Below are 19948 nucleotides of genomic sequence, written 5' to 3'. Positions count from 1 at the left end.
GAAAAAATTGTACTTTCTTTCGATTCTTTTCTACCAGGACATGAACAATCGTAAATCACTTAACTGATAAATGCTGGATTTTATTACTCCATACCAAATAAATATAACGATACGATTAGCTCATCTTGAATACTTTTATTAAGCCTTTTTTCATATTTTGGTCTATTCTTTTAAATAAAACGTTTACATTTGATGAATAGGTGTAGTAAAAAAAGGATAGACACCACTTACTTTCCATGGAACTTAACACTAAGTTTGGGGAACTTGAGAGAATTTTCACACTATATGATGCATGGAGGGATTATAAAGTGAAATTGATGAATACACTATCAGACTATTCATTACTGACTAGACATCTATATGATTTTTTGGTAATCCTTCTATGGTTTGCAACAATTAAACGCTTGCAGATTACTTTATATTTGGATTATGCAACACAATATGACGAAATACGTAAAACGGTTACCCTATCAAATTCGATGAATAATAGACAAACACAAATGTTAAAAGACAAAATTAGAGAAGCTGCTTATGGAATATTGTTATATGAGAATGGTACGCATTCTGATCATCTCAAGGTAGAGAGGTGAATGCATTGAAGAAGGTATTTTTAGTAGATGACGAGATGGCAATTAGAGATGGGATAGGGAGAAGTATTAATTGGGAAAAAGAAGGATATATTTTTTGTGGTGATGCTTCAGATGGTGAACTTGCACTTCCCTTAATAGAAAAGCATAAACCAGATATTGTGATTACCGATATTAAAATGCCATTTATGGATGGACTAGAACTCAGCCGTATTTTACGAAATAGACTGCCTTCAACAAAGATAATCATTCTTAGCGGTCACGATGAATTTGATTATGCGAGAGAGGCAATGCGTATTCAAGTTACTGAGTATTGCCTGAAGCCAGTTAGTTCCCAAGATTTACTTAACATCCTTAAGAAGGTTTCTTTGCAAATCGAACAAGAGCAAATGGCTCTAAAAAGGATCCTCGACTTAAAAAATCAAGCAATGCAAAGCAAAACCGTGTCACGAGATAAATTTCTTTATGAGCTTTGTGTTGGTCTATATAGCTTTTCAGAAGCTATTAATGTAGCAACAGAGTTAAACATACAACTTATATCAAGCTATTATTATATCATTATAGTTGAATATCCAAATGAACGAGAAAATCTAGATTGGATTCAAATTAAATATTCTTGTTTGCGTTTTCAAAGGAAAGCAAGGGAGTCTGTATTTATTATGTTAGGTGAATCAAAGCAAGAACTAGAACGAGAATCTGAAAGTATTAGAAAATACTTAGGTAAATATACGGAGACCCAAAACCATTCACTGATTTTTGGAATCGGTAGAGTAGCAAGCAGGATTCAAGGAATCTCTCTTTCATTTTCAGAAGCTGATGAAGAAAAAAACTACTCAAAAATCATTCAAAAATACAGTTCAAAGGAAAGCGAAAAGGATATTGAATCAAAAATAGAGCTTCAACATTTTAAAAGAAAAGATTTAATTGACTTTCTTAAATATGGTAATAGGGATGATATTAAAAGCTTTTCCCTTTCTTATTCTTCTTATCTCAAATCAGAAAATGTGAGTTCACAGTTCACTATTTACTATTTTTTAATGGATTTTACAATCACAATCTCTCATTTTTTAAAAGAACTCGAGATTGACAATATAGAAATATTGCAGGAAATGAGTAAATTAGAGAAGAAGGCAAGTTGGATAAGGTATTATCCTGATGTAATAATCTATATGGAAAAAATGTTATCACTCGTATTATCTTCAAGGAATAGCTTAGCACCAAATTATTCACATTCTGTTCAGTTGGCAATTGACTATATTCATAATCATTATTCTGATTCCCAACTATCACTTCAAGCGATTTCAGAAGCAGTTAACGTAAGTGCGTCATATCTCAGTCATCTTTTTAGTCAAGAAACAGGCTCGACCCTTATTGAATACTTAACAAAGACAAGAATTGAACAAGCGAAAGGACTGTTAGAGAAAACCCAATACAAAACTTATGAAATTGCAAATCAAGTTGGTTATAGTGATTCACATTATTTTTGTAGAACATTTAAAAAAATTACCGGTATGACGACTAAACAATATAAAAATCAGAAACTTGGTACACGTTATCATTAACCTAAGGTAAAGATTGAGTGGGAAGGGTGAGACTCAACAAGGTAAAATGTGAGACCACTGAAAAAGTCTTGTTTATAGAAAAATAGAATATATCTTACAGAGTTGACGTTCAGTTTGGTTGCAGCACGAGTACTCGCTTTCCGCGGGGTGGGTGCTGAGCCTCATAGCTCCTTGCGGCACGAACAAGCAAACTTCAGGTCATCTCCCTACGATAAGTCATCATCGATTCGCCATTCGGCTCATCGTGATTCCTTTGGTCTTAGTCGATGCCCCCCAGCTTGTACGTCGAGGGGCAAGCCGCCTACGCCTTTCGTATTCCTCAGCGTAAACGCCTGCTCACGTCTCAGCTCTCCCACGCATCCCGCATGAGTCTCTCAGGTCAGCTCCAACCAAACTTTACGTAGGATAAGCACATTAAATGTACAATAAATTGCTTAAAACTAGATACTTATCTGAAATCAGTACTTTTTCAATGGCTTCGTAAAATGTATGTAGGAGTCTCACTTTAGAACCACTACACAGATAAGATGGAGATCAGAGATGTTCTGCAGAGAACAGAATAGTCAAAATAGCAGAGCAAATACACTTATCAAAGGAACTTTCTTGTATTGTACATATAGATAAGAACTAGACCAATTCATTTACGTTTATTTTTCTTGATATAAAATTAATGCCGAATAACAAAAAATTTGCTCGCCATCCTCATCAATTGTTAATGCAACACTATATTTAATTGATTTGACTTGATTGTCACCTAGCTTTGCGAGAAAATTATTCATTTCATTTTCTAAATCTTTCTCATGTTCTTCATCAAAAATAGCAACTTGTAACAATAGTTCCACCCTCTTTTAGACTATTCTATTAAAGAGGTTTCCAAGTTATGATAAAAAAAAGAGACGAGCAATTTAATGCTCATCTCTTCCATAACAGTATATGTAAAATTTTGCTATCCTTTAAGTTGGGAACCTTACCGTTAAATGATAAATTCTAACGAAAAACATAAATTAACTAAATAGCACTTTTTGGTTTTGTTTCCCCGTTATACGCAAGCATACCACCTGTCATATTAACAACATTATAGCCTTTGTCTTGTAAATAGGCACAAACATTACCGCTGCGACCGCCTGATCGACAAATAAAAATCGTTTCTTTATCTTTATCAAGTTCATCTAATCTTTCAGGAATTTCACTCATACGAATATGCTTCGCTTCCGGGATCATCCCTTCCTCAACTTCATCTTCCTCACGCACATCTATTAATTCAAGCTTCTCTCCATTTTCTAACTTTTGACGCAATTCTTCAGGAAAAATCTCTTTAAACATATTTTCGTCATCCTTTCATTTCTAGCGTATAGGTGCATTATATCAAACCAAGTTTCTCGATGCTATTTTCACGTTGTGTCATTTACTAGGCAGGTTCACTTAGTCATGCTTACTTTGACATACTAGTTATGCAACAAAGTAAAAACGCCCGATATCAAAATACTTCGCAATTAGTTTAAACAATTGCGATTCACTTTGATAATTGGGCGTTTACTTTTTTCTATCCTAGTATTTAGTTTGCAACAATGTTCACTAATTTGCCTGGAACGGCAATGACTTTTCGGATTGTTTTTCCGTCAATTTGCTCTTTGACACGGTCATCTTCAAGTGCAATTGTTTCGAGCTGTTCCTTTGTTGCGTCTTTGGCAACTTGTAGTTTTGCACGAACTTTACCATTTACTTGTACGACGATTTCAACTTCATTTTCTACAAGCTTCGACTCATCGTATGCTGGCCATGCTTCATAAGAAATTGTCGTTTCATTGCCAAGCTTACTCCAAAGCTCCTCTGCAACATGTGGAGCGATTGGTGCGATTAATTTCACAAAGCCTTCGACATATTCCTTCGGTAATACTGTTGCTTTATACGCTTCATTTATAAATACCATCAATTGAGAAATGGCTGTATTAAAGCGTAATCCTTCATAATCCTCTGTTACTTTTTTCACAGTTTGATGATAAACACGTTCTAAGCCTTCATCATATTTATCCACAATTTTCGGACTAAGTTCACCGTTATCTTCAATAAATAAACGCCAAATTCTGTCTAGGAAGCGTCTAGCTCCATCTAAACCTGTTGTTGACCATGCAATTGATGCATCTAATGGTCCCATGAACATTTCATAGAGACGAAGTGTATCCGCACCATGTGATTCAACAATTTCATCAGGATTCACGACATTTCCTTTTGATTTACTCATTTTTTCATTATTTTCCCCAAGTATCATGCCTTGGTTAAATAATTTTTGGAATGGCTCTTTCGTTGGAACAACTCCAATATCATATAAAAACTTATGCCAGAAACGGGCATATAACAAATGAAGTACCGCATGCTCTGCACCGCCGATATAAATATCAACTGGCAACCATTGCTTTAATTTTTCATCGTCTGCTAATGCATCACTGTTAGTCGGATCGATGTAACGTAAGTAATACCAGCAGCTACCTGCCCATTGTGGCATCGTATTTGTTTCACGACGACCTTTTTTGCCTGTTTCAGGGTCAACAACGTTTACAAAATCTTCAATAATCGCAAGTGGTGATTCACCTGTTCCTGAAGGGCGAATTTCAGTTGTTTTCGGTAATACTAGTGGCAGTTCCTCTTCTGGTACAGCTGACATTGTGCCATCTTCCCAATGAATAATCGGGATTGGTTCACCCCAATAGCGTTGACGGCTAAATAGCCAATCACGTAAACGATACGTTACTTTCTTTTCACCTTTTTGATTTTCTTCGAGCCAGATAATCATTTTTTCAATTGCTTCTTGTTTGCCAAGACCATTTAGAAACTCTGAATTTACATGCTCTCCGTCACCTGTGTATGCTTCTTTTGAAACATCTCCGCCACTCACTACCTCTTTTATAGACAGGTCGAATTTTTGTGCGAATTCATAGTCACGCTCATCGTGTGCTGGTACTGCCATAATTGCCCCAGTTCCGTATGTAGCAAGAACATAGTCAGCAATCCATATCGGCATTTTTTCATTGTTAACAGGGTTAATTGCATAAGCACCTGTAAATACACCTGTTTTTTCTTTTGAAAGCTCAGTACGTTCTAAATCACTTTTATGCTTAATTTCATTTATATACGCTTCAACTGCTGCCTTTTGTTCTGCTGTCGTAATTTTTTCTACAAACGCATGCTCAGGCGCTAATACGGCATAAGTTGCACCGAATAACGTATCAGGACGTGTTGTAAACACTGTGAATGTTTCATCATGACCATCAATTTGGAAATGAACATGTGCTCCCTCCGAACGACCGATCCAATTGCGTTGCATATCTTTAATGCTTTCAGGCCAATCTACTTCTTCTAAATCTTCTAATAGACGGTCAGCGTATGCTGTAATTCGCAGCATCCATTGTTTCATTGGACGGCGTTCAACTGGATGTCCACCACGTTCACTTTTCCCGTCAATCACTTCTTCGTTTGCTAAAACTGTCCCAAGTGCAGGACACCAGTTTACAGGAACCTCGTCAACATATGCGAGTCCTTTTTTATATAGTTGAAGGAAAATCCATTGTGTCCATTTGTAGTATTCAGGGTCTGTTGTGTTTACTTCACGATCCCAGTCATAAGAAAACCCTAGCGCTTGAATTTGTCTTCTAAAGTTATCGATATTATGTTTTGTAAATTCAGCAGGGTCATTACCTGTATCAAGTGCATATTGCTCAGCAGGAAGACCGAATGCATCCCAGCCCATTGGATGGAGCACATTAAAACCTTGCATTCGTTTCATTCTTGATAAAATGTCTGTTGCCGTATACCCTTCAGGGTGACCGACATGTAGACCCGCTCCAGATGGGTATGGGAACATATCAAGTGCATAAAATTTCGGTTTATTCGGATCCTCTGTTGTTTTAAACGTTTTATTTTGAAGCCAAAAATCTTGCCACTTCTTTTCAATCTGTTGGTGATCAAAACTCATGTGAATTCCTCCTTTTAATGATTGATTATGTTGAGATATGTACAATCGCTTTTTATAGTATGAACCATTCGAACGGATCAAAGTATTTAGGAACTTAATGAATCTATGTGACGAAAAAAATGCAAAAACCCCCCATCCCAAACAGGGACGAGAGGTTTAGTTCCCGTGGTACCACCCAACTTTGGCATCACAAACAATGCCCACTTTGATATCCGTAACGTGGATTAACGACAAATATTACATGACCTATTGGCTTTCACATTTGTAACTCAAAGGTGAGTTCATTCGCAAACATCGGTTAACTTGCACCACCCGTTAACTCTCTACAACGACATTTTGCAAACTACTATTCCTTCTCTCCGTTCATCTCATATCCATTATTAAGCCTATTTTATATAAATTTGTCGTGTTATGCAAGTGCTTAGTATAGGGACTTTAGTACGGGGACTGTCCCCCGATTAAACAAAGGTTGTCTCTAACAAGTTTTTTGTCATAAATGGCTGTTGTAATCGCGCCAAAGATGAGTAATCCAATTATAACGAGGAAGAGTAGACTCATATTATAATTGTCAACAATGACACCGCCTAGAAGTGGCCCGATCATTCTCCCACCTGTAGCCGTACTGTTAACAAAACCTTGATAAAATCCTTGTCTACCTTTTGGTGCAAGGCTATCAGCAATCGTAGGAACCGCAGGCCAGATGAGCATTTCCCCAAATGTAAGTATCACCATCGCTACAAGGAAGCCTGTAAACTGTTCAGCATTCATCGCAACAATATATGAAACAATGAAAACACCAAATCCGACAACCATTTGCTGTTTTAATGTTTTTGCAACATATTTAACGAACTGTGAAATAAGCGGCTGAGCACAAACGATTAATACTCCATTAATTGTCCATAAAAGACTATACTTGCTCAATGAGATATCTAAATTTTGCGTATGGGATGAAATCGTCGTTGACCATTGTACATACCCAACCCAACATAATAAATATCCAATACATAAAATAACAAGTGCTTGAAACTTAGGACCGTTGTTTCCTTTACGTTTTTCCTCAATAAAAGATGTCTGACTCACATTTGTATCATCAATATTCCGATAACCGACAACTGCAATGACGAAAAAGACTGCATATAATAGGGCATTCGCAACAAATATATAGGTAAATGATAAGGAAGCGACAATTCCTCCCAAAGATGCACCTGCTGCAACACCGACGTTTTGCGCAACGTAAATGGCGTTAAAAGGTTTCCTTCCCCCTTCAGGCCAAACTGTTCCTGCTAATGCATATGTCGCTGGGAACACAATTCCCGAACCAAAGCCAATAAAAATTAATAAATATGTGTAGGTCGGCCAGCCATGGAAAAACATTAGCAACGTTACCGAAACGAGTGTAATGCTAATCCCTATTAGAATCGTTTTGTAACCACCGATTTTATCGAATAAAACACCACCTATTAAGTTACCAATCACCGTTGCTGCAGCATTGACCATTAAGACAACACCCGCTACCGTTAATGATTTCCCTAAATGGTCATGTATATAAATCGTATTTAAAGGCCATAAAAACGATGAGCCCATGACGTTGATAAGCATTCCTATTACAAGTAACCAAAGAGAACGTGGCATGTTCTCATCCCCCTTTATAAAAAGTATAAAAATAACAAACGATTTTTTTCTTTTTCTCGTATATTCCTCAGTGAATTTTAGACCCTTTTTTCCTGGTTTGCAATCAAAATTAGCCGTAGCTAAGAATGTTGTAATAATGGGAATTTACCGACTTTTCTGTGTGTTATTGTTGTCAGAAAAATGATGCAAAATCTTTTATTAAAATACAAAAAGAGCCTGGTTGTAAATACCAGACTTTTTCATATTTCTTTCCTTACCGGTAATCCTTATTAAAACTATACCGGTAATAAAAACTCATACATAAGAACATAGAAGTACTTAATATATTTTTACCCTTTACTCTATAAATCACTAAAATTTTCTCTTATGTAAATAAAAAAGCGGTAACTAAAAAGATTAATCCTAAAAACACAATAAATAGAACAACATTCTATTTACCAGTCATTATTGAAGGAGTAAGAATCTTTTGAGTACCACTTTTTGTCGTTGACCATACGGCGTTCTTAATTCGTTTCTCTTTTACCTCATGAAGTGAAACAATTACAATTCACTCTTCTAATAGATACAACAAATATCTATAAACAAGGTGAATTTAGTTGTTTATTCTTCAAAACCAAACTTAATTGATATATAGTGTATACCTAAAACAATGAAAGCCCTACCTCTCTTTCATCCTTACGGCTCCTTGTCCGTGCCAGTGTGAATCAGGATTGCAAAAATCAAGTAACTGTAAAAAGTTTAATCGACGTTCGAAAAAGAAATTTATAAGATTTGATTATATTGTAGAGAAAACTAAAGAGGTTAATAATCTAAAGGTGAGTAGAAATAGTTGAATACCTTTTTTTAGAAAATAAACACAATTCCACAAAAAGGGAGAGTATTCTAAGGAAAGTTTTTAACTGAAACTTTTTATTTGATTTTCTGTGATACCTTTTATTAATTCTAGTTCACTAATCAAAAATCCATGTGCGTTATCTAGCATTTTTTTTTCGCTTGTATTAAGTGCCTTTTCTTTTTTCAAGCGCAATAAATCACGAACAACTTCAGCACATTCTTGTATCTTTCCTGTTTTTATTTTATCCGAGTTCACTTTATACCTTTGTTTCCAAGGCTGTATACTATCTGATTCTCCATGTAGAAAAATGTATAAGAGATGTTTCAGAGCTATTATGTCTGTAACAGGTCGTATACTTGAATTTATTATTTTGCTTGTTGGTATCATAACTTGCATATTACCGATAAGCATCTTTATGACGTAATACTGTTGTTTTTTTCCTAAGATTTCCTTTTCTTCTATAGCTTTAATAATACCTGCTCCGTGCATGGAATACACAATGTTATCGCCAATTTGAAACAAATAATCCACCTCCGCATATGGTAACCTCCTTAACCATAACACAGATTGTATTTTTTATCAAATTTTTAATAATAACATAATTTTATTTTTACTGTCAATATATTTATCTCTTTTTTTACCCGTCACACTCTAATAAACCTCGGAAATTAAGATAATTGGATTTGATGCTTCTTAACGATAGCTAAAAGAGGCTAAGACAAAAGGTTTTAAAGACAAGAAAAATACGAACTATTAGTTGAGATTTCAATACAACCTTCGTGTTGTTTTACAGGGTTGACGTTCTGGTTGATTGCAGCACGAGTACTCGCTTTCCGCGGGGTGGGTGGTGAGCCTGTCTAGCTTCGGCGGCTATCGACTAACAAACTTCAGGTCACCTCCCTACGATAAGTCATCATCGATTCGTCCAAGGACTCATCGTGATTCCTTTATCTCAGTCGATGCCCCTCCAGTTTGTACGTCGATGGGCAAGCCGCCTACGCTTTTCGTTCTCCTCGGAGTAAACTCCTGTGGGGTCTCACCTCTCCCACGCATCCCGCAGGAGTCTCGCAATCAGCTCCAATCAACCTTTACAGAATTTGAACATTGAACCCCTAAAAACAATGTTCCTATTTAACTAGGTTATTTTTGTTATGTCCCAGCCTCTTTTCATCTAGGAGGTTATCTATACATGATTATGTACTAATAAACTTTAAAACTATTAATTATAATTCCCTACGCAATGCTGATAGCACATTAATATTCGTTGCTTTCACGGCAGGACGTACCCCTGATATAATCGCTACACCTAAACTTATCGCAACAGCAATGACTACTAAACTTATTGGAATATAAGAGAATGTAACATTCACTTCACCCATATCATCTGAAGCTGTGCTTAAAATCAACGGTATTAATTTGTTTGCTGCAAGACTAATTGCATACGAAATCGCAACTCCAATAACCGATCCAACAATCCCGATATATGCACTTTCCATTAGGAATACACGTCTAATTATCCCTGGCTGTGCACCGAGTGCCTTCATAATGCCAATTTCTTGTGTACGTTCCGTTACGGCCATCGTCATCGTGTTAAATATCCCAATCGATGCAATGAGAACGGCAACTGTTCCGACGAAAATTAATCCTGCTTTAAATAAGTTAAAATAGAGATTCATATTATCAATATCTTCTGTAACCGAATATACGTGATAGTCTTTTTCTTTTAGGTCTTCTGTGACTTGTGCAACTGTCTGTAAGTCTTTTGTATATACTAATACCTCATCATACGGGATATTTGTTGGGTCAAACTCCTCTACATCAGCAGTAAATGTTAAAATTTCTGTTTTTAACTTTTCATCAATATAAATGTTTTCGTCAAATAGCCAATCACGTGACGGTTGTTTCGCTACACCAGAAATTTTAAAGGTGTATGCTTTTTCAACTTGTTTACCATCTACATCTTTTGTTATCGTCATTGTAATTTCTTGACCGACTAATTCACCTTCAAACCCTTTTGGTTCCTCAATAATCTCTTTTGAGGCTTCCATGTCTCTATCATATTTCTCTCTTTCAGCATTCGTCCACAAATTTTTAGCAAAGTGGTAACCGACGATTACTTCATTTTCTGAACTTGGAATATCTCCTTTTGCTAAGGAAAGATTTGCTTTTAATTCCTCTTCCATTTTTGTAATGATTGGAAATGCATAGCCGTTACGATCTTGAAAATTCACATCAACTGATGCTTGTACGAAGTTTCTTCGCACAACTGCGGTCACATTGTCAGTCTCTGCGAAATCTTGTAAGTGCTCTTCCTTTATTTGCACAACATTTCCATCTTCTTCTCGACCGTGAACACTCACTTCTGTAATAATTTGATGTTCCTTTATTCCATCGACCATGCTTTTTTGGAGACCGAAACCTACAGATGCAAGTACAATTAAAAATGCACAGGCCATTGTTGTGGCTAAAATCGTCATAAAGACTCTGAGTCGATTTTTCTTCATATTTTTGCGCATGAATTTCCACTGATCATTAAACAGCAATAGAATCACCGCCTTTTGTTAACACTCCATCTTGTAGCTCATATCTTTGATCGCTTATTTTTGCTACTTCTTCATCATGCGTAATAATGACAAATGTAATGCCTTGTTCATTATTAAGCTGTTTAATAAGTGATAATATATCTTTTTCAGTTTCGGAATCTAAGCTTCCAGTTGGCTCGTCCGCTAAGATAATCTCCGGTTTCGTAATTAATGCTCTTGCAATACTGACACGCTGTTGTTGTCCACCTGATAGCTCATTCGGATAATGGTCAACATGCTGATTTAAGCCAACACTTGTCAGCAATTCCATTACTTGTTTTTTCCGTTCCGATGGTTCAATCCCTTTTAACGTTAATGGAAGCTCTACATTTTCAAATGTCGTCAAGCTAGGGATTAGTTGAAAGTTTTGAAAGATAAAACCAAAGTGCTCTAGACGAAACTTGGCCCATTCCTTTTCTGAGAAAGCAGAAACTCTCGTCCCGTTAATTTCGATTTCCCCAGCTGTCGGCGTTATGTATCCTGAAAGTAAATGAAGTAACGTAGATTTACCTGATCCGCTGCGGCCTACAATGGAGGCAATCTCACCTTTATTAATCGTAAGTGAGACATTTTTTAATACAGAGATTTCATTTTCTACACCCTTTTTCCCTACTTTAAAAGAATGACTTAATTGTTTAACATTAATCATTCATTTCCCCTCCTTGTTTCGTTTTGTCATGTTTCGATTCTCCAACTTCCCTTTTTATTTCGTCGATCCATTCATGCAGATGACTAAAATCAATTCCGGCATAAAATGCATCAATAATTAATGGTTTCAATTGTTCTTTAATCATTTGGATTTTCCCTTCATCTAATGTCTCACGTGATAATTCAGCTACATATGTGCCTCTGCCTCGTAGTGTCTCAATCATCCCTTGCCGCTCTAATTCTTTATAAGCCTTGCTGATTGTATTTGGATTTGCGTGAATCATCGCTGACAATTCCCGAACAGACGGGAGTTTCTCTCCGGAGGTTAACAAACCTTTATAGCAAAGCTCCTTCATCTGCTGGATGATTTGTTCATAAATGGGAGTTGTACTTCTTGGATCAATTTGAATCATCGTGTCTCCCTCTTTCTGGATATTGTACCAGGTGTATTATATCACATAATACACCTAGTACAATACATATTTAACGTATATGCGTATACTTAAAGGTTGAGTTGCTAGAACATAGCAAACTTTAATTGATTGTATTGCTACTTATTCTGGTGGAAGATTCTCATAGTGTCTATTTTTATGATCAATCTAGCAATTAGTCTCGAAAAAGATCTTCTCAGAGAGAGAATATTTGGTAAAATTATTCTATAAATGGTAAAGTGAGGTTTTTTCATGAACTTTGGTGATTTTATTGTCCAATTTCTAATGTACATTATAATATTTGGTCTATTTGCAGCAGTTTTTTTCCTCGTTCGTTCTCTTGTTATAAAAGATCCGGTTAACTCTAGCCGAGTCGAGGAAAAGCTTGATAGAATTATAGAGCTGTTAGAAAAGGACCGAAAAGAATGAGCTTCAAAAATGGACTTTTATGTGGGAGAACCTCAGAGTGTTAAGTTTGGGATAATTATGTGTTTATTTAAGAGGGTAGCTGAATATATTATATAAACTTCATACTTCTAATTATGCGACGCTTATTAAGCACCAAAGTAATTTGAAAGGCAACAAAAACATATAGAGAGGAACTCAGCTCCAATACTGAGTTCCTCTCTCGGACTATATACTTTTTTTATAAAGACAATTCATTTATTGAAGAGTAACTACCTTTCGTCTTCCCTTTTAAAAAAGGATATGATAACACTAATCCGATTAAGTATAAAATGACTAATAAGTATACAGGGAGCAAATGGATAAACGATGTGTAGCCGATATAAATATGCGTTCCGATTCCCGCTATAAATGCAGGTAGTGCTCCTATCGCAAGCGTATTCCAAATCCATCCTTCACCTTGTCGGAACCCCCATAATGAAATCATCAGGACTAGTAATCCAACACTTACTAGGGCACTTCCAAACCCGGCGCGGTCATGAGCAATAACAGGGATTAAATTTTGGCTAATATTCTCTATCATTTGCGGTGGCATACATATAAAACTTATGTCTGTTGACACAAAAACTTTAGAGATACCGATTGTACTAATGACAAATCCCCCAATGACGAGTAAAAAACCAAGCATGACGAACATGAGCTGACCATATATTCCATATTGCCACGCTTTATCATTTTGTCCATGACTCGAAGACGGGAACCCTACAACTTTTTTCCCTTCCTTGAAACTAAAATAATAGATTGGGAGCAGGATCAACCAAAACAATCCATGAAGATAATCAAAGTAACCGTAGCCGATGAAAAGCAAAATCCCAATAAAGCCTATGATAGCTGCACTGTGGAAAGCAACCTTTGACCAATGCAAGTTTGCTCTTATTCCGTGTCGTGCCAGCTGAATGTAAAGAATACCTGCTGATATCATTGTTCCTGCGAGAGCCATCCGGTCATGGGACATAAACGATAAAATGAGCGGATTCACTAGTAATAACTCATCCCTTGTCAGGCCGATAAACGATTCATCATAAGGGAGGATAATGCTGGTAATTGCAAAATATAAGGCGATGAATCCGCCAATAAGAATCGCAAGCCCAAATAGGAAAGAAAAGTACCAATTTGCTTTGTGTTCTCTTGGAGTTTTTTCATATAATATTCGCTCATGAATTCGTTTTGGCAACCCTGGTCCCGTATTTACATAACCTTCTGTTAAAAGAAGTAAGTCCACACCAGCATGGATTAACGCATACCCTTCATCTGGCGTCTCTACTCCGCCAGAGGTGATGACGGTCAACTCCGGATACTGCTCTTTAATTGTTTTCACATTCTCTATCAAATGTTCATTTGCATTACCTGCTTCATGCCAAAATTCTTCCGACGTATGACGAGGTGCATGTATCACAATCCCAGCCAAGTTTGGCATATTTGTTAACGTTTCTAATACTTCGTTATTCATTTTATTTGTGAAGCATGATGCATAAAAGGGACGCTCCATTAATATCGTATTTTTATCTAAGTAAGAGGTAAATTGTTCACTTGTCACAATGAATGCATCCACAAATGGCGTTAAATGGTGCACAATGAGGCTCAATTCACTTTTTGTTACATAAGAATCGATTTTAACCATTATCGGGACTCGGATATTAAGTGTAGTAAGTTTTTGAATGGCTAGTTTGAGAGGAACTTTCTCTTGCTGAGTAGAAAAAAGAATATGGTTTTTGTCCTCTTTAGGTTCAATTTGAGTTATCGGTTCGTTTAGGACGATCGGTCCAATCTCTATAAAGCCAAAACCTAATTGTTGGAAAGCATTAGTCCCTGACGATAGTGGATCAATATCGCCACTAACCCCAATTGGAGATGAAAAGTTCGTATAGTTGACTGTTTTTTGAATTTTTTGTGATGGTTTCATATGTCCTAAAAACCCAATGAGACTTCGTCCACCAGGGATTGCTGCAATCATGCTCATAGATTTATGTATGAATTCTCTACTAGTTTTTGGGGGGATTTTATTAAGTAAAACTTTCTTAAGTGGATGATAGGACCAATCCGGCATAAGCAACACCTTCTATAATGAGTAATATACAAACTATTATAGTATATTTAACAATCCTTCATTAACCTTTTATTTAGCTGTCTTGAAAAAGAAAAGATTGTTGCTTTTTTCTTAGTTGTCTTTGGGTTGGTTGCAGCTACAGAACTTGCTTTTCGAAGGGTAGGTGTGAGTGCTACAGCACCAGTGTCTACCTGTCTATTGACGTACAATACAGTTAGTTTTTCCTACAGAAGCTCTATATTTTGCAATTAATTATGAAGGAATGCATACAAATGGTACAATAAAATTAAATCTATTATGTTAAGGTGAATTACTTTGTTTTACTTTTTGTTATTATTAATCTTGAGTTTTCTTTTCATTGCGTTTCTGGCATGGAATAACATTTATATTAGAACATCTACAATGGCCGTAGTGATGGCAATTGGAATTATTGTCCATGGTGTGTTATCTAATTATTTTGGTACAGAGAACATGCAAGACTATAGTAAACTTTTAAGCATCTTCAATATTTCATTATGGGTTGCTTTTTTCGTGTCATTACTTTTAGCATTTCGGGATAAACAGTTTAAAAAAATTCATTATGAACAGACAATTAATCGATTTGGGATGGGTACTTGGGTTGCTGGAACGTCGATTTGTAGCATCTTAATTTGCAATAACTTCCCCGAATGGCTCCTATTTGTCAAATTCACAACTTGCTTAAACGTCGTTTTGTGGCTAATCTACATTTATATTTGCATCGTTTCATTCATAGATATATTTAAGTTAAAACTCCGAGAAAATGTTCATGGGATCCTCCTTTTAACTACTGTTAGTACACAGTCTCTCGTATTACTACTAAATACGGTTTTTAAAGGGGAAGTACCGCTAATCATAACGATTACCCTTATTACTTTAGGCATTTGTTTTTATTTCATTTGCGCCTCATTAATTATAAGTCGCTATGTAAGAGGCTTCTCGAATATACAGCTTGAGATTGAATGGAAAAACACGAATTGTATTTTGCATGGTGCGGTTTCTATTACAGGACTTGCTTGCATTCTTTCAAATGTCACCACTCAAATTACGATTACATCTATTTGGATAATTGCAGCTAGTGTATTTTTCCTTGTGGAATTAGTTGAAATTTATAGGCTTATTAGACGTGTAAAGCGATTCGGAGTGACTAGTGGAATATTTGTTTATGATGTGACACAATGGAGTCGTATATTTACGTTTGCTATGTTTTATGCCTTTACTTTTAAAGGCTTTTCTACAAAAGAGGGCTTTTTATCACACGCACAATCGATCATTATAGATGCAGGGATTTGGGTTATCTTGTTATTACTACTTGTCGAATTTATATTAGGGATAAAAGCAACGATTACAAATTATCGAATAAACCATACAAAGGTAAGTGGGATAACTGGCTGATATTTGCACACAAAAAAGCAAGGTACTGCTGACGTTTCACTTTGCAAAAAGGAAGAGGGTAACACACCAAATGTTGTGACCCTCAACCATGAAACGGAAGTTAATCTAATTACTCTAATATATTATTTATACTTATGAGATTCATCTCTTTGCTTTGATTTAATTGGCTGACCCTTTTTAGCATTTTTTGCTTTCACTAATTTTACTGGGTCATAATCACGGCCAAGCTCAAGGTCATTGCTATTTACACCATTTTTTGTTTTCTGCTCAGGATTATTTTGCTTTGAACGTTTTTTCAAAGTAATCCCTCCTAATGTCTTCTTAATATCATTTCATTTTGGATTTGCTGTAATTGCAGTCTCATGCGATATATTCTGTCTTGTTGTTCATCATTTGCACTTAGAGACAGATGATTAATTTCATTTACAGCATTCTCGAGACCTTGTAATGCTTCCGTATATTCTACTTCATTGTGGTGTCCTTGTTCTGCACCTAGTTTTTGTTGCTCTCTTGCATATTCCAGAACTTGGTTACAGCGCTGCATGTATTCGTCAACGGATTGTCTTGTTGCCATCTGTGTCTCTCCTCCAAACGGTATGAAGTCAATTGTAGCTTCATCACGATCTATTGTTCGCAAAAAATTGAAAAACTTGAGCTTAAATTATTGGTAACTGCAGGTTGACTACTGTCAACATCGTATAAATCATGTTAAAATTTTTTGATAAGTAATTTATATTAAGTGAGGAATTATAAATGAAAGAATCGAATCCGTTTTTATTCGCATCAGACAATAAACGTTATCATACATGGAACTATCATCTCCGCAAAACGTTCGGTCATAAAGTATTTAAGGTTGCTTTAGATGGCGGCTTTGACTGTCCCAATCGTGATGGTACTGTCGCACATGGAGGCTGTACTTTTTGCAGTGTGGCTGGTTCTGGAGACTTTGCCGGAAATCGAGCCGATGATTTAGTCACACAATTTTATGATATAAAATCCAAAATGCATGAAAAATGGAAAGACGGCAAATATATTGCGTATTTCCAAGCGTATACGAATACACATGCACCACTCGACGTTTTAAAGGAAAAATATGAAGCTGTGCTTGGACTAGATGGTGTCGTAGGATTATCGATTGCGACAAGACCTGATTGTCTACCTGATGATGTTGTTGAATATTTGGCTGAGTTAAATGAACGTACCTACCTTTGGGTCGAACTCGGCTTACAAACGGTTCATGAGCGGACTGCTTCATTAATTAATCGTGCCCATGACTTTCAATGCTATGTAACAGGTGTTGAAAAATTACGGAAGCACGGGATAAATGTTTGTTCACATATTATTAATGGGTTACCTCAAGAAAGCAGTGAAATGATGCTTGAAACGGCACAAGCAGTTGCGAACTTAGATGTTCAAGGGATTAAAATCCACTTGTTACATTTATTAAAAGGAACGCCTATGGTGAAACAATACGAAAAAGGACAGCTCGAATTTTTAACTCAGGATGATTATGTCAATCTTGTCTGCGACCAATTAGAAATAATTCCTTCAGAAATGATTGTCCACCGTATTACCGGTGATGGACCTATCGATTTAATGATTGGCCCAATGTGGAGTGTAAATAAGTGGAATGTGTTAAATGCAATAGATGCTGAGTTATTGAGAAGGAATAGTTACCAAGGAAAGTTTTATGAACAAAAAGGAGCAAGTTTACAATGAAGCTGCAACGAATTTTACCATTTGCGAAAGCATTACTTGAAACTGCTGTATCAAAAGGTGACATCACTGTTGATGCGACAATCGGCAACGGACATGATACCGTTTTTTTAGCTGAGCTTGTCGGTGCGGATGGGCATGTATATGGGTTTGATATACAGTCTGATGCAGTGGCTAAAACGAAGGACAAACTCTCTGCAAACGGGTTAGACAATCGCGTTACCCTTTATACGAAAGGTCATCAGTATATAAATGAGACAATCCCTCAACATCATCATGGTGCGATTTCGGGGGCTATGTTTAATCTTGGTTATCTGCCTGGTGGAGACAAGGCGATTGTCACACACCATGAATCAACGATTTCAGCGATTAAGCAGCTGCTAAGCATGATGAAGCCTGAAGGAATAATTGTTGTTGTTATTTATCACGGCCATGAGGAAGGCCAAATCGAGAGAAATCACGTGATGGATTATGTAACATCAATCGACCCAAGTGAAGCACACGTTCTGCAATACCAATTTATAAATAAAAATAATAATCCACCATACATTGTAGCAATTGAAAAATGTTAAAAGACGCAAGGGGACGGTTCGAAGCCACTGAAAAAGTATACTGATTTCAGATAAGTATTAACTCTTAAACAATTTATTGTACATTTAATGTGCTTATCCTCCGTATAGTTTGGTTGGAGCGGAAGTGCGAGACTCCTGCGGGATGAGTGGGAGAGCTGAGACCCCGCAGGCGTTTGCGCTGAGGAGGCTCAGCACCCACCCCGCGGAAAGCGAGTACTGCAGCGGAAATCAAACTGAACGTCAACTTTGTGCGATAAATTCTATTTTTCTAATAAGAATACTTTTTCAATGGTCTCGGACGGTTCTCTTGCTTCCTTAATAGGAAGAACCGTCCCCGTGCTTCCTTATGAGCTTTTTCTCCAGGAGATTTTTTGTATTGTCCGATAGGCTCTTCCATTTACATAAAAGAAGTACGATGTCTTACCGCCTAGCTTAATTAATCGTTTCGCCATTTTATTAAGTTCTTTATGTGTCGCTACTTTATCATCTGATAAGTAAACACCTAGTAAGCCTCTATTAATTAACTTATGGAAATTTTCATGTGGGATGCCTGATAGATGATAATCAGCCTTTTGTACAAAATGTTCTAGCCTCTTCATCATTACAGCTTCCGACTCATAATAGCTACAGAAATTTAAATCTCCACCAAGCTTATCCTCTTCCTGGTCAATTAAATAATCAAGGAGGATATGTAAGCCTTGTACATATGGAAAATAACTGTCTCTAATTTGCTTAGCTTGCTTTTCTTCAAACGTTTCGTGGAACGCATATGCAACTAAACAAAAAATCCCCAATGTTGATCCAGTACATGCCGAAAATTCGTACCATTCCATTTCAGGCACATTTGGCTTATGATTGTTAAACCAATTTTCTAGACGTGGAACACGTTCGTCTTTTTTCACGTGCTTATGCACTTGAAGATCACAATAATAGCTTGATAACTCAAGGAGATATTGTGAAATCATCGGATAATGGTTTAAGTCAGCAAGGACACTTTGGCAAGTCTTAACAAGATTATGTAGATAGCCACCATCGTCTTGGTCTTCACGGAATTGATAATAATTTTTACAAGGCTCTCCACAAGTTAATGCATCGAGCATTGATTGATGAAGCATCCGGAAATCTTCAGGATCAAGTGAAGTACTTCTGTCACATAAATTATCCAAATAGTCACTAATTGTCTGATACGCCACTATAAATTCAACACATCTTTGCTTGTATTTTCCTGAAAGCATTGCTAAAATCCCACCACCTTCACAGTGGAATTCTTTACGGTTTATACTATCGAGCGCTTGCGTTTTAAGCTCGACATTTGGAATGTTCTCAGCTTGCTCGCGCCAATATTTAACATAATGATGAACGATCGGGAAAATATCTTTATATACTTTTGTCATTAATTTTATTGGATGCTCTGGTACTGTCAAAGGAAAAGTCACCTTACTTTCATGAAACTTCATTATATAAAGGTTATGCTAATGTCAGTTTATC

General features: G+C 36.5%; 18 protein-coding genes and 1 other annotated feature. Of the genes, 6 read left to right on the top strand and 12 right to left on the bottom strand.

What is annotated here, in order from left to right; translation table 11 throughout:
* Positions 1–308 precede the first annotated feature (308 nt).
* Both J2S19_RS11500 and J2S19_RS11495 read left to right on the top strand, forming a co-directional pair.
* A complete protein-coding gene (locus J2S19_RS11500) occupies positions 309–590 on the top strand; it encodes a hypothetical protein (RefSeq protein WP_307341659.1) in 282 nt (93 codons plus the stop codon).
* Positions 591–595: 5 nt separating this feature from the next.
* Positions 596–2149 carry a response regulator gene (locus tag J2S19_RS11495; protein ID WP_307341657.1) on the top strand — a complete coding sequence of 518 codons (1554 nt, stop codon included), beginning with the start codon at positions 596–598 and terminating at the stop codon, positions 2147–2149.
* Positions 2150–2796: 647 nt separating this feature from the next.
* Here J2S19_RS11495 and J2S19_RS11490 read toward each other — a convergent pair.
* The 8 genes from J2S19_RS11490 to J2S19_RS11455 form a co-directional block, all read right to left on the bottom strand.
* Complete coding sequence (locus tag J2S19_RS11490) at positions 2797–2982, bottom strand: sporulation protein Cse60 (RefSeq protein ID WP_307341655.1); 186 nt, start codon at positions 2980–2982, stop codon at positions 2797–2799.
* A 175-nt stretch (positions 2983–3157) separates the two neighbouring features.
* Positions 3158–3472: a rhodanese-like domain-containing protein gene (locus J2S19_RS11485; RefSeq protein WP_307341651.1), complete on the bottom strand. Its 315-nt coding sequence runs from the start codon at positions 3470–3472 to the stop codon at positions 3158–3160.
* Between the two features lie 232 nt (positions 3473–3704).
* Entirely contained in the window at positions 3705–6119 is a 2415-nt protein-coding gene (gene leuS, locus J2S19_RS11480) for a leucine--tRNA ligase (protein ID WP_307341648.1), read from the bottom strand.
* Positions 6120–6259: 140 nt separating this feature from the next.
* Positions 6260–6488 (bottom strand) — a binding site (T-box leader).
* 66 nt (positions 6489–6554) lie between these two features.
* Positions 6555–7751 carry an MDR family MFS transporter gene (locus J2S19_RS11475; RefSeq protein WP_307341645.1) on the bottom strand — a complete coding sequence of 399 codons (1197 nt, stop codon included), beginning with the start codon at positions 7749–7751 and terminating at the stop codon, positions 6555–6557.
* Positions 7752–8646: 895 nt separating this feature from the next.
* The gene (locus J2S19_RS11470; protein ID WP_307341642.1) at positions 8647–9150 is read right to left on the bottom strand and encodes a CarD family transcriptional regulator; all 504 of its coding nucleotides are present in this window, start codon (positions 9148–9150) and stop codon (positions 8647–8649) included.
* A 659-nt stretch (positions 9151–9809) separates the two neighbouring features.
* Entirely contained in the window at positions 9810–11129 is a 1320-nt protein-coding gene (locus J2S19_RS11465; protein ID WP_307341640.1) for an ABC transporter permease, read from the bottom strand.
* Positions 11119–11817, bottom strand: a complete 699-nt coding sequence (locus J2S19_RS11460) for an ABC transporter ATP-binding protein (RefSeq protein WP_307341637.1) — start codon at positions 11815–11817, stop codon at positions 11119–11121. Before J2S19_RS11460 ends, J2S19_RS11465 begins: the two co-directional genes overlap by 11 nt.
* Entirely contained in the window at positions 11810–12229 is a 420-nt protein-coding gene (locus J2S19_RS11455; RefSeq protein WP_307341634.1) for a GntR family transcriptional regulator, read from the bottom strand. Before J2S19_RS11455 ends, J2S19_RS11460 begins: the two co-directional genes overlap by 8 nt.
* Before the next feature lie 270 nt (positions 12230–12499).
* On the opposite strand from J2S19_RS11455, the gene J2S19_RS11450 reads away from it, so the two are divergent.
* Positions 12500–12676 (top strand): DUF4083 family protein, encoded by a 177-nt coding sequence (locus J2S19_RS11450; RefSeq protein ID WP_307341632.1) that lies wholly within the window; start codon positions 12500–12502, stop codon positions 12674–12676.
* Positions 12677–12893: 217 nt separating this feature from the next.
* Here the strand turns inward: J2S19_RS11450 and J2S19_RS11445 are convergent, their stop codons facing one another.
* Entirely contained in the window at positions 12894–14759 is a 1866-nt protein-coding gene (locus J2S19_RS11445; RefSeq protein WP_307341629.1) for a dihydroorotate dehydrogenase, read from the bottom strand.
* Between the two features lie 402 nt (positions 14760–15161).
* Here J2S19_RS11445 and J2S19_RS11440 point away from each other — a divergent pair, with 402 nt between their 5' ends.
* Positions 15162–16172, top strand: a complete 1011-nt coding sequence (locus J2S19_RS11440; protein WP_307341626.1) for a TDT family transporter — start codon at positions 15162–15164, stop codon at positions 16170–16172.
* A gap of 122 nt (positions 16173–16294) precedes the next feature.
* Here the strand turns inward: J2S19_RS11440 and J2S19_RS11435 are convergent, their stop codons facing one another.
* Together J2S19_RS11435 and J2S19_RS11430 are read right to left on the bottom strand one after the other, a co-directional pair.
* Complete coding sequence (locus J2S19_RS11435; RefSeq protein WP_307341623.1) at positions 16295–16471, bottom strand: glycogen biosynthesis protein GlgD; 177 nt, start codon at positions 16469–16471, stop codon at positions 16295–16297.
* Positions 16472–16482: 11 nt separating this feature from the next.
* Positions 16483–16746, bottom strand: a complete 264-nt coding sequence (locus J2S19_RS11430; protein WP_307341619.1) for a YtzC family protein — start codon at positions 16744–16746, stop codon at positions 16483–16485.
* Positions 16747–16925: 179 nt separating this feature from the next.
* On the opposite strand from J2S19_RS11430, the gene mnmL reads away from it, so the two are divergent.
* Both mnmL and mnmM read left to right on the top strand, forming a co-directional pair.
* Entirely contained in the window at positions 16926–17891 is a 966-nt protein-coding gene (gene mnmL / locus J2S19_RS11425) for a tRNA modification radical SAM protein MnmL/YtqA (protein WP_307341617.1), read from the top strand.
* Positions 17888–18460, top strand: a complete 573-nt coding sequence (gene mnmM, locus J2S19_RS11420) for a tRNA 5-(aminomethyl)-2-thiouridylate-methyltransferase MnmM (RefSeq protein ID WP_307341614.1) — start codon at positions 17888–17890, stop codon at positions 18458–18460. Before mnmL ends, mnmM begins: the two co-directional genes overlap by 4 nt.
* A gap of 344 nt (positions 18461–18804) precedes the next feature.
* Here the strand turns inward: mnmM and tbcS are convergent, their stop codons facing one another.
* Positions 18805–19884, bottom strand: a complete 1080-nt coding sequence (gene tbcS / locus J2S19_RS11415) for a tetraprenyl-beta-curcumene synthase (RefSeq protein WP_307341611.1) — start codon at positions 19882–19884, stop codon at positions 18805–18807.
* Positions 19885–19948 lie beyond the last annotated feature (64 nt).

This window comes from Metabacillus malikii, from assembly GCF_030813355.1.
In the GTDB taxonomy this organism is placed as follows: Bacteria; Bacillota; Bacilli; order Bacillales; family Bacillaceae; genus Metabacillus; species Metabacillus malikii.
This window is presented reverse-complemented; position numbering and strand designations above follow the sequence as displayed.

Excerpts from the sequence above, each read along its gene's own strand:
- J2S19_RS11485 (WP_307341651.1), bottom strand. The coding sequence starts at position 3,472 with ATGTTTAAAGAGATTTTTCCTGAAGAATTGCGTCAAAAGTTAGAAAAT.
- leuS (WP_307341648.1), bottom strand. The coding sequence starts at position 6,119 with ATGAGTTTTGATCACCAACAGATTGAAAAGAAGTGGCAAGATTTTTGG.
- J2S19_RS11475 (WP_307341645.1), bottom strand. The coding sequence starts at position 7,751 with ATGCCACGTTCTCTTTGGTTACTTGTAATAGGAATGCTTATCAACGTC.
- J2S19_RS11460 (WP_307341637.1), bottom strand. The coding sequence starts at position 11,817 with ATGATTAATGTTAAACAATTAAGTCATTCTTTTAAAGTAGGGAAAAAG.
- J2S19_RS11455 (WP_307341634.1), bottom strand. The coding sequence starts at position 12,229 with ATGATTCAAATTGATCCAAGAAGTACAACTCCCATTTATGAACAAATC.
- J2S19_RS11450 (WP_307341632.1), top strand. The coding sequence starts at position 12,500 with ATGAACTTTGGTGATTTTATTGTCCAATTTCTAATGTACATTATAATA.
- J2S19_RS11445 (WP_307341629.1), bottom strand. The coding sequence starts at position 14,759 with ATGCCGGATTGGTCCTATCATCCACTTAAGAAAGTTTTACTTAATAAA.
- J2S19_RS11440 (WP_307341626.1), top strand. The coding sequence starts at position 15,162 with ATGGCCGTAGTGATGGCAATTGGAATTATTGTCCATGGTGTGTTATCT.
- J2S19_RS11430 (WP_307341619.1), bottom strand. The coding sequence starts at position 16,746 with ATGGCAACAAGACAATCCGTTGACGAATACATGCAGCGCTGTAACCAA.
- mnmL (WP_307341617.1), top strand. The coding sequence starts at position 16,926 with ATGAAAGAATCGAATCCGTTTTTATTCGCATCAGACAATAAACGTTAT.
- mnmM (WP_307341614.1), top strand. The coding sequence starts at position 17,888 with ATGAAGCTGCAACGAATTTTACCATTTGCGAAAGCATTACTTGAAACT.